Below are 12,370 nucleotides of genomic sequence, written 5' to 3'. Positions count from 1 at the left end.
CGCGTGGCGCAGGCTTATTCCGGCAAATCCACCTTCAGCGACATCGAGTACTTCATCTTGGTGTGCGGAAAGGTGGTGATCGTGACCAGCATGGGGGTGCTGTGTTCGCCGTAGTAGCGGCGGGTGATGACCAGGCCCGCCGTCTTGGGCGCGACCTTCAGCAATCCGGCCACTTCCTTGCCGATGGGCGTGGCCGAGAACTCTTGCGCGACTTCGCGGATGCGCTGGCTGTAGCGGGTTTCGATCAGGCCGGACAGCGGCAGGTGCACGCGGCCGATGTCGGCCTCGATGGCGGTGTAGTCGGGGTGGATGTAGGCCTCGGAGAACGCCACGGGAGCGGCCTTGGCGCCCAGCAGCTTGATGGCGCGCACGTACAGCCATTCGTGGCGCAGCGTGCAGCCCAGCGCGGTGGCCTGGCGCGCGTTGGCCTTGATCATGCGCGCATCGTGCACGCGCAGCGATGCGTTCTTGATGTACTGGAACAGTTCGGAGAACTGCGAGATGCGCTGGGTGTGGCGCGTGTCCGATTTGGCGGCCTCGACGCGCGTGCCCACGCCGGGCCGGCGCGACACCATGCCGGCTTCGGTCAGCAGGCGGATGGCTTCGCGCACGGTATGGCGGCTGGCGTCGTAATGGGCGCACAGTTCATGCTCGGTGGGCAGCAGGGTCATCACCGGGTAGCGGCCGGCGCGGATACCGCGTGCCAGGTCTTCGTAGATGGCCTTGTAACGCGGCGCGCGGCTGTCCTCTGCCGCCGTGCCGGCGCCGAGCATCGTGCCTGCCTCATGGGCGGATACGGCGGCCTCGGACGGCGCGGATCGGATCATGGGGTTTTCCTGGAAATCGGGCGGGAAGTAAGGGACATCACTATGTTGACGACTTTACCTCGAAAGCCGGATGATTTGTACGGACATTCATGTCCGGACAATTGTACGGCCAATAAATATCGGGGGTTCACCATGGGTAAGGTTGTTGCAGTGCTTGCCGCCGCCACGCTGGCGGCCTTGGCGTCGACGACGGCGCACGCCCAGCAGAAGCTGGTGGTGGCGGGCTACGGCGGCTCGTTCGAAGACATCATGCGTCAGGACATCTTCCCGGCCTTCGGCAAGCAGCATGGCGTCGAGCTGGAGTACGTGGCGGGCAATTCCACCAACACGGTGGCGCGCCTGCAGGCCCAGAAGAGCAACCAGCAGATCGACGTGGCCATCATCGATGACGGCCCCATGTACCAGGCCATCGCGCTGGGGTTCTGCGCGCCCATCCAGGGCCTGCCCAAGGACGATCTGTACAAGACCGCGCTGTACAAGGACGACAAGGCCGTGGCGTTGGGCATCGTCGCCACCGGCATCATGTACAACAAGAAGTTCTTCGAAGAGAAGAAGTGGGCGCCGCCCACGTCGTGGGACGACCTGAAGGATCCCAAGTACAAGCAACTGCTGGTCATTCCCCCGCTGAACAACACCTATGGCCTGCATGCGCTGGTGCAGTACGCCCGGGAAGGCGGCGGCAGCGAGAAGAACGTCGACGCCGGCTTCAAGACCTTCAAGGACAAGGTCGGCCCCAACGTGCTGGTGTATGAACCCTCGCCCGGCAAGATGACCGAGCTGTTCTCCAGCGGCCAGGCCGTGATCGGCGTGTGGGGCAGCGGCCGCGCCAAGGCTTTCGCCGACACGGGGTTTCCGGTGGGTTTCGTGTATCCGCGTGAAGGCGCCTACGCGTTGCTGTCGTCGGTGTGCCCCATCGCCAAGGACAAGCCGAATCCCGCCGCGCAGGCTTTCATCAAATACCTGATGACGCCCGAGGTGCAGACCAAGCTGGGCAGCAGCTACGGTTACGGTCCGGTCAACAAGAAGGCGCAAACCAAGGACAACCCCGATGTGCCGATGCCGATCGGCGAGCGCGCGGCCAAGCTCATCGTCCTGGATTGGGACACGGTCAACAAGAATCGCGACGACTGGAACAAGCGCTGGACGCGCGAGATCGAGCGTTGAGCGTTCTTCGCCGGCTGCTGGAATCCTGACATGAAACTACCCCCACGCTCACTACGTTCGCTGTCCACCTCGCGGCCTGCACGCCGCTCGGATTCGCCAGGCACGACACCGTCCTCAAGGACGGAGTCGTGTCCGGGCTCATCCCCCGAGGGGGCGCGTCAGCGCCTTGGGAGCGGCCCGGCGGAGCTGACATGACTTATCTGGTGTTGAACGGCCTGACCAAGCGCTACGGTGACGTCGTCGCCGTGGACGGGGTCAGCCTGTCCGTGAATCGCGGCGAGTTCGTCTCGCTGCTGGGGCCCTCCGGGTGCGGCAAGACGACGACCCTGCAGATGATCGCGGGCTTCGTCGAGCCCACGGCGGGCAGCATCGTGCTCGATGGCCGCGACATGGGCCGTATCCCGGCCAACAAGCGCGGCCTGGGGATGGTGTTCCAGAACTACGCGCTGTTTCCGCACATGACGGCCGCCGAGAACGTCTCGTTCGGACTGGAGATGCGCGACGTGCCGCGCGCCGAACGCACCCAGCGCGTGGGCGAGGCGCTGGAACTGGTGGGCCTGTCGCACCTGGCCGACCGCCATCCCGCCCGCATGTCCGGCGGCCAGCAGCAGCGCGTGGCCCTGGCCCGCGCGCTGGTCATCAAGCCCGCGGTGCTGCTGCTGGACGAACCGCTGTCCAACCTGGATGCCAAGCTGCGCGAGGAAATGCAGCTGGAACTGCGCGGCATCCAGCGCACGGTGGGCACCACCACCATCCTGGTCACGCACGATCAATCGGAGGCGCTGGCGCTGTCCGACCGTATCGTGGTGATGAACCAGGGCCGCGCCGAGCAGGTGGCCGATCCGTTCTCGGCCTATGAAGCGCCCGTCAGCCGTTTCGTGGGCGGCTTCCTGGGCAAGGCCAACCTGTTCACGCCGCGGCCGGTGCAGCACGAAGGCCAGCCGCGCGCGGCCATCGGCGAGGCGCGCGTCGCGCTGGAGGGCGCGGCCATGCCTGCCGGCCAGGTGATCGTGCGGCCCGAGAAAATCCTGTTCTCGGAACCCTCGGCCTGTGCCTTGCCCGGCACGCTGAAGGCCCGGGTGTTCCAGGGCAACCACTGGCTGTGCCAGGTGCAGACCTCGGTGGGCGACGTGCTGGTGATCCGCCAGAACGACGGCGTGCCGGTGCCCCAGGAAGGCAGCCCGGTGCATCTGCGCTGGCGCGCGCAAGACATGCGGCCTGTCGGCGAGGGCAAGGCATGAGCGCCCCTCGTTGCCTGGCTCGCGGAGGCCGCCGATGAGCGAGCGCGCCAATCCCTGGGTGCTCAGCGCGCCCGCCATCGTCGTCTACGTCACCTTCCTGACGGTACCGCTGGCGCTGGTTTTCCTGATCAGCTTCTTCAATTTCGATTTCTATGGCGGCATCCAGGAGGCCGTCACGTTCAAGAACTACCTCGCCATCCTGACTGACGGCTATTACTACGAGATCTACGCGCGCACCTTCGGCGTGGCGGCCGCCGTCACCCTCGCCTGCATGGTGCTGGGCACCGCCGAGGCCTATGTGCTGTCGCGCATGGCCAATCCCTGGAAGGGCCTGTTCCTGATGGTGGTGCTGGGGCCGCTGCTGATCTCGGTGGTGGTGCGCACGCTGGGCTGGGCCTTGCTGTTCGGCTCCACGGGACTGATCAGCAAGGCGCTGATGGCGCTGGGCCTGGCGTCGGCGCCGGTCAGCCTGATGTACAGCAACGTCGGCGTGGCCATCGCGCTGGTGCACGTGCTGGTGCCCTTCATGGTGATCTCGGTGTGGGCCTCGTTGCAGCGGGTCAATCCGTCCACCGAGTCGGCGGCATTGTCGCTGGGCGCCAGCCAGTTCACGGTGATCCGCCGCGTGATCGTTCCGCAAGTCATGCCGGGCATCCTGTCGGGCTCGATCATGGTGTTCGCAATGGCCGCCAGCGCCTTCGCCACGCCGGCCATCATCGGCGGGCGCCGCCTGAAGACGGTGGCGACCGCCGCCTACGACGAGTTCCTGAACACGCTGGACTGGCCGCTGGGCGCGGCTTTGGCGATGGTGCTGCTGGTGGCGACCGTCATCGTGCTGCTGGCCGCGAACCGCATGGTCGAGCGCCGCTACAACGCGGTCTTCAACTGAGGGGGGCGAAAATGAACTCCAAGAACGGTCCGTTGGCCCTGCTGTTCCACGCGGTCTTCATCGCGTTCATCCTGGCGCCCATCGTGATGGTGTGCGCGGTGGCGTTCACTTCCGAAGGCTTCATTTCGCTGCCTTCCGGCGGCCTGTCGCTGCGCTGGTTCCGCGCCATCCTGGACAACCCCCGCTTCATCGACGCGTTCTGGTTCAGCATGGGGCTGGGCGCGCTGTCGGCCTCCCTCGCCATTCTGCTGGCCGTGCCGGGCGCGCTGGCCATCGCGCGCAACCGCTTTCCCGGCCGCGAGGCGCTGCTGGCGTTCTTCATGTCGCCACTGATGATCCCGCACGTCGTGCTGGGCCTGGCGTTCCTGAAGTTCTTCACCACGGTCGGGCTGGTGGGCACGTACTTCGGGCTGGTGATCGCGCACGTCATCCTCATCATGCCGTACGCATTGCGGCTGGTGCTGGCCTCGGCCACGGGCATCGATCCCGCGCTGGAGCGCGCGGCGCTGTCGTTGGGCGCGTCCGGCTGGGTCGCCTTCCGGCGCGTGGTGCTGCCCATGGTGCTGCCGGGCGTGATCAGCGGCTGGGTGATCGCCTTCATCACCAGCTTCGACGAGCTGACGATGTCGATCTTCGTCGCCTCGCCGTCCACCACCACCCTGCCGGTGCGCATCTTCCTGCACATCGAGGACACCATCGATCCGCTGGTGACGGCCGTGTCGGCGGTGCTGATCTATGCGACGGCGATCGCGATTTTCATCCTGGACCGCGTGATCGGTCTGGAAAAGCTGTTTGTCGGAAAAGGACGGTAATGAATCAGCAGACGGTGCCCTCTTCGGGAGGCGCGGCGCCGCAGGGCGGTGTCTACGATGCCGTGGTGATAGGCGGCGGCCTGGTCGGCTCGGCCATCGCCTACGGCCTGCGCCGCTCGGTCGAGCGCGTGGCGGTGTTGGACGAAGGCGATACGGCGTTTCGCGCCTCGCGCGGCAACTTCGGCCTGGTGTGGGTGCAGAGCAAGGGCATGGGCCTGCCGCGCTATGGCTCGTGGACGATGAACTCCGCCGCGCTGTGGCCCCAACTGGCGGCCGAGCTGCTGGACAAGACCGGCGTGGACGTGCGGCTGGAGCAGAACGGCGGCCTGCATCCGGTGTTGTCGGAGGAAGAGTTCGAGGCGCGCATCGCGTTCATGACCAAGCTGCAGGCGCAGCCGGGCATGCCGCAGTACGAATGGAAGATGCTGGACCGCCAGGAACTGGCCGACGTCATGCCCGGCATCGGTCCGGACGTGCGCGGCGCCAGCCTGACCTCGGTGGACGGCATCGCCAATCCGCTGAAGCTGCTGCGCGCGCTGCACGCCGCCTTCAAGCGCGACCGTGTCGACTACCTGCCGCGCCGCAAGTGCACGTCCATCCGCCGCGCCGATGGGGTGTTCCACGTCGACACGCCGCAAGGCGCCTTGCGCGCCCGCCAGATCGTGCTGGCCAGCGGCCTGGGCAATCCCGAGCTGGGCAAGCAGATCGGCATGGACCTGCCGGTTCGGCCGCAGCGCGGCCAGATCATCGTGCTGGAGCGCACCCGGCCCGTGCTGAAGCTGCCGCTGAGCACGCTGCGCCAGATGGACGAAGGGTCGTGGCTGATCGGCGATTCGCAGGAAGAAGCCGGCTACGCCGACGAGATCGCCGGCCTGAACGTGCTGGGCACGCTGGCCGACCGCGCGCTGCGCACCCTGCCGGCGCTGCGAGACGTGCGCGTCGTGCGGTCGTGGGCCGCGCTGCGCGTGATGTCGCGCGACGGTTTCCCGATTTATGAGCAGTCCGAGACCTGTCCGGGCGCGTTTGTGGCCACCTGCCACAGCGGCGTCACGCTGGCCGCGGCCCATGCGCTCAAACTTGCTCCCATGATCGCCGCCGGTTCGCTGGCCGACGACATGGCGCCGTTTTCCACCCGGAGGTTTCATGTTCAAGAGGCTTGATGCGGCCGCGGACCAGGCTGCCCGCACGCCGGTGCGCATCACCGTCGACGGCGCCGAACTCGGCTGCCGCCAAGGCGACAGCGTCGCCGCCGCGTTGTTCGCCGCCGGCCACGCCGACTGCCGCGACACGGCCGTGGGCGAGGTGCCGCGCGGCCCGTACTGCATGATGGGCGTCTGCTATGACTGCCTGGTCATCATCGATGGCCAGCCCAACCGCCAGGCGTGCATGACGCTGGTGCGCGAAGGCATGCGGATCGAGCGCCAGCGTGGCGCGCGCGAGGTGCGTTCATGAGCCCGCCGGACCGCTCCAAGGGCGAAGACCGGAGTGCGCAGCATGAAGGCGGCCCATTGATCCCGTCTCGTTGCGAACTGCTGGTGATCGGCGCCGGCCCCGCCGGCATGGCGGCCGCCGCCACGGCGGCCAGGCTGGGCGTGGACACGCTGCTGCTGGACGAGCAGCCCGCGCCGGGCGGCCAGATCTACCGCGCCATCACCACGACGCCTGTTTCCGACCAGCGCATCCTGGGCGAGGATTACTGGCATGGCGCCAGCCTGGTCGAACCGTTCCGCGCCAGCGGCGCGCGCTACGAACCCGGCGCCACGGTGTGGGCAGTGTCGCGCATGACGGCCGAGGCGCCCGCCCAGGGCTTCGAGGTGGCGTATTCGGTAAGCGGGCAAGCCCGCATGGTCGAGGCCCGCTACATCCTGCTGGCCACTGGCGCGCAGGAGCGTCCCTTCCCCATTCCGGGCTGGACGCTGCCCGGCGTGATCACCGCTGGTGCGGCGCAGATCCTGCTGAAATCGGCGGGCCTGGTGCCCAGCGGCCCCGCCGTGCTGGCCGGCTGCGGCCCGTTGCTGTACCTGGTGGCCTGGCAGTACCTGAATGCCGGCGCCAGGATCGATGCGCTGCTGGAGACCGTGCCCGCCGGCCGCATGGCGCAGGCGCTGCCGCACGCATGGGATTTCCTGCGCTCGCCGTATCTGGGCAAGGGCCTGAAGCTGATGCGCGCGGTGAAGGCCGCGGTGCCCATCGTCAAGGACGTGCGCGGCCTGCAGGCCGTGGGCAGCGGCAAGCTGCAATCGGTGTGCTATACGGCGGGCGGGCGCCAGCACGAGCGGACCGCCGAGCAGTTGATGCTGCATCAGGGCGTCGTGCCCAACGTGAACCTGTCGCGCGCCGTGGGCGCCGAGCACGAGTGGAACGAGGCCCTGGACTGCTGGCAGCCCAAGGTGGACGAATGGGGCGCGACCTCGGTGGCCGACATCGGCATCGCGGGCGACGGCGCGGGCATCGCGGGCGCATTGGCCGCCGAGCATCGCGGCCGTATCGCCGCGCTGAATGCCGCGAAGGCGCTGGGCCGCATCGACGCCGCGCGGCGCGACCGCGAGGCCGTGCCGCATCGCCAGGCGCTGGCGCGCGCCACGCGCGGCCGGGCCTTCTTCGACACGCTGTACAAGGCGCCGGATGCCTATCGCCGTCCGACCGGCGACACCATCGTGTGCCGCTGCGAGGAAGTCACCGCGCAGCAGGTGCGTGACACGGTGGCCCTGGGCTGTTCGGGTCCCAACCAGATGAAGGCCTTCCTGCGCTGCGGCATGGGGCCTTGCCAGGGCCGCTTCTGCGGCCTGACCGTCAGCGAGCTGATCGCCGACGAACGCGGCGTGCCGGTCAGCGAGGTGGGCTATTACCGCCTGCGCTTCCCGACCAAGCCGTTGACGCTGGGCGAACTGGCCACCTTGCCGCAGACCGACGCGTCCCGCCAGGCCGTGATCCGCCTGAAGAAGTGACATGGACGCATCGCGCAGCGCCGAGGTGATCGTCGTGGGCGGCGGGCTGCATGGCAGCTCGGCCGCGCTGCACCTGGCGCGCGCGGGCGTGTCCGTGCTGGTCATCGAGAAGAACTACGTCGGCCGGCATGCGTCCGGCGTGAACGCGGGCGGTGTGCGCACGCTGGCCCGGCATCTGGCCGAGATCCCGCTGGCGCTGGCCTCGCGCGAGCTTTGGTATGGCATCGGCGATCTCGTCGACGACGACTGCGGTTTCGAGCAGCATGGCCAGGTGCGCGTGGCCGAGGACGAGGCCGACGAAGCGACCTTGCGCGAGCGCCTGCGGACGATGCACGCGCACGGCTACACGCATGAGGAATGGATAACCGCGGACGAACTGCGCGCCATGATTCCGCGCATCGCGCCGACGGTGCGCGGCGGCGTCATCGCGCGGGGCGACGCCGCGGCCGATCCCTATCGCACCACGCTGGCGTTTCGCCGCAAGGCAGCCAGCCTGGGCGCGCGCTTCATGGAAGGCGTGCGCGTGCACGAGACGCGCCGCGAAGGCGCGCAATGGATCGTGACGACCGACGCGGGCACCTGCACCGCGCCCACGTTGATCAACTGCGCGGGGGCGTGGGCCGACCGCGTGGCGCAGCAGTGGGATGAACCCGTGCCCTTGCAGGCCATCAGTCCGATGATGCTGGTGACGCTGCGCATGCCGCATTTTCTGGATCCGGTCGTCATCGGCACTGCACGCCCACTGTCGTTCAAGCAGCGCGGCAACGGCACCGTGCTGATCGGCGGAGGGCGGCGCGCGTGGGTGGATCGCGATAGCGAATGGACGGAACTGGACTTCCGTTCGCTGGGCGAAGGCGCGCGCACGGTGTGCGACATGTTCCCGCACATGGAAGGCGCGGTGGTCAATCGTGGCTGGGCCGGCATCGAGGCCTGCATGCCCGACGAGATTCCCGTCATCGGCCCGAGCCTGCGCCGCGAGCACGCCTTTCATGCCTTCGGTTTTTCCGCCCACGGCTTCGAACTGGGGCCGATCGTGGGCCAACTGCTGAGCGAGCTGGTGACGCAGGGCGCGGCCAGCTTGCCCATCGAACCCTTCAGCATCGGGCGCTTCGCGCGCGCCGGTCATCCTTCCGGTCCGCAGAGACCGCATTCACTCTCAGGAGCAGTACGGCATGAATGACATCGTGCGCATGGATTCCAACGCCAAACTCAGCCGCATCGTGATCCACGGCGACACCGTGTACGTGGCGGGCGTGACCTCCCGCGACGAGGGCGGCATCGAGGCGCAGACGCGCGACGTGCTGGCCAAGATCGACACCTATCTGGCGCAGGCCGGCACCGACAAGTCGCGCATGCTGCAGGTGCAGATCTGGCTGAAGGACATCGACCGCGACTTCGATGGCATGAACGCGGTGTGGGCCGAGTGGGCGCCCAAGGACGCGATGCCCACGCGCGCCACGTGCGAGGCCAAGCTGGCCGCGCCCGACCTGCTGGTGGAGATCATCGTGACGGCGGCCCGCAAGCCGGCCTGACCGTTCCGTTTCGCCTGGGCGCCTGCCGGGCCAGGCCGGGCCGCCCCGGCGGATGGCCTGACACGCCGCCCTTCGGGGCGGCGTTTGCACTTGTGATGCCGGGAACATAAAAAACTTATCTTCTGAACCTGCCCAAGCGTACTTGTACCGGTGCAGTCACGCGGCCAGAATGGCCTTGGCCGTCCGGGTTGCCCATGCCGCCCGGACGGCACACCCATACCTACAAATCCGGAGACAACCATGTTCACCCTGCCGCCGCGGCCCCTGCTGGGCCGGCTCGCCCTCGCCTCCTGTACGCTGGCACTCATGCTGGGCGCCGCCACGCAGGCGAGCGCCCAGGACGCCTTTCCTGAACGTCCCCTGCGCCTGGTGGTGGGCTTTGCACCGGGCGGCGGCGCCGACGTGGTGGCCCGCCTGATCGGTGCCCGCGCCTCGCGGGCGCTGGGCCAGCAGGTCGTGGTCGAGAACCGCCCCGGCGCCACCGGCACCATCGCGGCCGACAACGTGGCGCGTTCCAAGCCGGACGGCTACTCGCTGTTCCTGGGCTCGCAATCGACCATGCTGGTGGCGCCCTCGCTGTATCCGCAACTGCCCTTCAGTCCGTCCAAGGATTTCACGCCGGTCACGATGATGGTGTCGATGCCGCTGGTGCTGGTGGTCAATCCCAGGCTGGTGCGGGCCAAGACCGTGGCCGAGCTGGACGCGCAGATCCGCGAGTCGGGCGATGGCGGCACCACCTATGCCTCGTCCGGCCAGGGCGGTCCGCAGCACATCGCGGGCGAGCTGTATTCGCACCGCCTGAAGACGCCCGTGACGCACGTGCCGTACAAGGGCGAGGCGCCCGCCATCACCGACGTGCTGGGCGGCCAGGTGCCCTTCATGTTCGCCAACCTGCCCGTGGCCATGCCCTACGTGAAGTCGGGCCAGTTGCGCGCGCTGGCGGTGACCAGCCTGAAACGCGATCCCAAGGCCGGCGACCTGCCGACCATGGCCGAGTCGGGCTACGGCGGCTTCGAGGTGCTGACGTGGTACGGCATCTTCGCGCCGGCCGGCACGCCCAGGCCCGTCGTCGACAAGCTGTACGGCGCCGTGCAGACCTCGCTGCAGGACAACGCCACGCGCGACAAGCTGGCCGAGCAGGGCTTTACCGTGGTCGGCAGCGATCCGGACAAGTTCTCGTCCTTCATCGAGCAGGAAGTGCCGCGCTGGGCAACGACCATCCGCGACCTGGGTATTCGTCCCGAGTGATCCCTGCCGCCTTGCGTGCAGGCGCTTGCATCCGGCACGCAAGGCTTTCTCCGTATCGAACAGGCCGTCATCATCATGATCGATCAATCCGCAAAACGGGCCAGCGGCCCCATCATCCGCCTGCATCCGTCCGACAACATCGTGGTGGCGCGCGTGCCCGTGGGCATCGGCACCGACGTGCCCGGCGAGGGCTTCACCTCGCGCAGCCAGGTGCCGGCGGGCCACAAGATCGCGGCGCGCGATCTGCGCCAGGGCGAACCCATCCTGAAATACAACGTCTGTATCGGCTTTGCCGCCAGCGACATCCCGGCCGGCACCTACGTGCACTCGCACAACACCGAGTTCCGCGAGTTCGACCGCGACTACGCGCATGGCCGCGACTACGTGCCCACGGCCCTGCTGCCCGAGGCCGAGCAGGCCACGTTCCAGGGCATCGTGCGCGCCAATGGCCAGGTGGGCACGCGCAACTACGTGGGCATCCTGTCGACGGTGAACTGTTCGGCCACGGTGGTGCACCGCATCGCCGAAGCCTTCACGCCCGAGGTGATGAAGCAGTTTCCCAACGTGGACGGCGTGGTGGCGCTGAGCCACGGCCTGGGCTGCGGCATGGAGATGTCCGGCGAGCCGATGGACCTGCTGCGCCGGACCATCGGCGGCTATGCCTGCCATGCGAACTTCGCGGGCGTGCTGATCGTGGGCCTGGGCTGCGAGCGCAACCAGCTGGATGCGTTGCTGAAGGACCAGGGCCTGCAGGCCGGTGAGCGCATCCGCACGTTCGTGATGCAGGAAACCGGAGGCACCCGCAAGACCATCGAGGCGGGGGTGGCGGCGGTGCGTGAATTGCTGCCGGCCGCCAACGACGTGCGGCGCGAGACGGTGTCCGCGCGGCATCTGAAGATCGGCCTGCAATGCGGCGGATCGGACGGGTTTTCGTCGATCACCGCGAACCCCGCGTTGGGGGCGGCGATGGACATCCTGGTGCGCCATGGCGGCACGGCCATCCTGTCCGAAACGCCGGAGATCTACGGCGTCGAGCACACGCTGACCTCGCGCGCGCAAAGCCGTGAAGTGGGCGAGAAGCTGGTCAGCCGCATCCGCTGGTGGAAGGACGAGTATTCGCCGGGCCGCGACGTGCAGATCAACGGCAAGGTCAGTCCGGGCAACCAGATGGGCGGCCTGGCGAACATTTTCGAGAAGTCGCTGGGGTCGTCGATGAAGGGCGGCACGACGGGACTGATGGAGGTCTACCGCTACGCCGAGCCGGTGCGCCAGGCCGGTTTCGTGTTCATGGATACGCCGGGGTTCGATCCGGTGTCGGCCACGGGGCAGATCGCGGGCGGGGCGAACCTCATCTGCTTCACCACGGGACGGGGATCGATGTTCGGCGCCAAGCCGGTGCCGTCGATCAAGCTGGCAACCAACACGCCGATGTACGAGCGGCTGACCGAGGACATGGACGTGAACTGCGGGCAGGTGCTGGATGGCACGGCGACCATGGCGGAGATGGGGCAGCAGGTGTTCGAAGAGATCCTGCGGGTGGCGTCAGGCGGGACGACGCGCAGCGAAGAGCTGGGCTTGGGGGATCATGAGTTCGTGCCTTGGAATATCGGGGTGACCAGCTGATTGGCTGGCGGCGAGGCGTGTTCTTCTGACGCCACAGGCGCACCTGCGAAGTCTCGTCCTCGCGCTTTCGCGCTGCGGGCGCGACT

The 12,370-nt window shown here is 68.0% G+C and carries 12 protein-coding genes; 11 read left to right on the top strand and 1 reads right to left on the bottom strand.

The genetic code is table 11. The features are described from left to right. Positions 1-14: 14 nt before the first annotated feature. On the bottom strand, positions 15-827 hold the full coding sequence (locus tag A6745_RS05225) for a GntR family transcriptional regulator (RefSeq protein WP_066124488.1): 813 nt from the start codon (positions 825-827) through the stop codon (positions 15-17). A 132-nt stretch (positions 828-959) separates the two neighbouring features. Here A6745_RS05225 and A6745_RS05220 point away from each other — a divergent pair, with 132 nt between their 5' ends. The 11 genes from A6745_RS05220 (at position 960) to A6745_RS05170 (ending at position 12,284) form a co-directional block, all read left to right on the top strand. Further along, a complete protein-coding gene (locus A6745_RS05220; protein ID WP_066124486.1) occupies positions 960-1,991 on the top strand; it encodes an ABC transporter substrate-binding protein in 1,032 nt (343 codons plus the stop codon). A 191-nt stretch (positions 1,992-2,182) separates the two neighbouring features. Then, positions 2,183-3,232 (top strand): ABC transporter ATP-binding protein, encoded by a 1,050-nt coding sequence (locus A6745_RS05215; RefSeq protein WP_066124484.1) that lies wholly within the window; start codon positions 2,183-2,185, stop codon positions 3,230-3,232. 34 nt (positions 3,233-3,266) lie between these two features. Next, positions 3,267-4,121: an ABC transporter permease gene (locus A6745_RS05210; protein ID WP_066124483.1), complete on the top strand. Its 855-nt coding sequence runs from the start codon at positions 3,267-3,269 to the stop codon at positions 4,119-4,121. An 11-nt stretch (positions 4,122-4,132) separates the two neighbouring features. After that, positions 4,133-4,933 carry an ABC transporter permease gene (locus A6745_RS05205; RefSeq protein ID WP_066124481.1) on the top strand — a complete coding sequence of 267 codons (801 nt, stop codon included), beginning with the start codon at positions 4,133-4,135 and terminating at the stop codon, positions 4,931-4,933. Continuing rightward, a complete protein-coding gene (locus tag A6745_RS05200; protein WP_066124477.1) occupies positions 4,933-6,093 on the top strand; it encodes an NAD(P)/FAD-dependent oxidoreductase in 1,161 nt (386 codons plus the stop codon). Before A6745_RS05205 ends, A6745_RS05200 begins: the two co-directional genes overlap by 1 nt. Beyond that, complete coding sequence (locus A6745_RS05195) at positions 6,077-6,385, top strand: (2Fe-2S)-binding protein (protein WP_066124475.1); 309 nt, start codon at positions 6,077-6,079, stop codon at positions 6,383-6,385. Before A6745_RS05200 ends, A6745_RS05195 begins: the two co-directional genes overlap by 17 nt. Before the next feature lie 59 nt (positions 6,386-6,444). Next, entirely contained in the window at positions 6,445-7,881 is a 1,437-nt protein-coding gene (locus tag A6745_RS05190) for an FAD/NAD(P)-dependent oxidoreductase (RefSeq protein ID WP_156513322.1), read from the top strand. Position 7,882: 1 nt separating this feature from the next. After that, entirely contained in the window at positions 7,883-9,061 is a 1,179-nt protein-coding gene (locus A6745_RS05185; protein WP_066124473.1) for an NAD(P)/FAD-dependent oxidoreductase, read from the top strand. Next, complete coding sequence (locus A6745_RS05180; protein ID WP_066124472.1) at positions 9,054-9,413, top strand: RidA family protein; 360 nt, start codon at positions 9,054-9,056, stop codon at positions 9,411-9,413. Before A6745_RS05185 ends, A6745_RS05180 begins: the two co-directional genes overlap by 8 nt. A 240-nt stretch (positions 9,414-9,653) precedes the next feature. Then, positions 9,654-10,661 carry a Bug family tripartite tricarboxylate transporter substrate binding protein gene (locus A6745_RS05175; RefSeq protein WP_066124470.1) on the top strand — a complete coding sequence of 336 codons (1,008 nt, stop codon included), beginning with the start codon at positions 9,654-9,656 and terminating at the stop codon, positions 10,659-10,661. Between the two features lie 75 nt (positions 10,662-10,736). Beyond that, positions 10,737-12,284 (top strand): UxaA family hydrolase, encoded by a 1,548-nt coding sequence (locus A6745_RS05170; protein WP_066125771.1) that lies wholly within the window; start codon positions 10,737-10,739, stop codon positions 12,282-12,284. Positions 12,285-12,370 lie beyond the last annotated feature (86 nt).

It is taken from the genome of Bordetella ansorpii, from assembly GCF_900078705.1.
Lineage (GTDB): Bacteria > Pseudomonadota > Gammaproteobacteria > Burkholderiales > Burkholderiaceae_B > Bordetella > Bordetella ansorpii_A.
The sequence above is the reverse complement of the archived record's forward strand: the minus strand, read 5'-3'. Positions and strand labels throughout refer to the sequence as shown.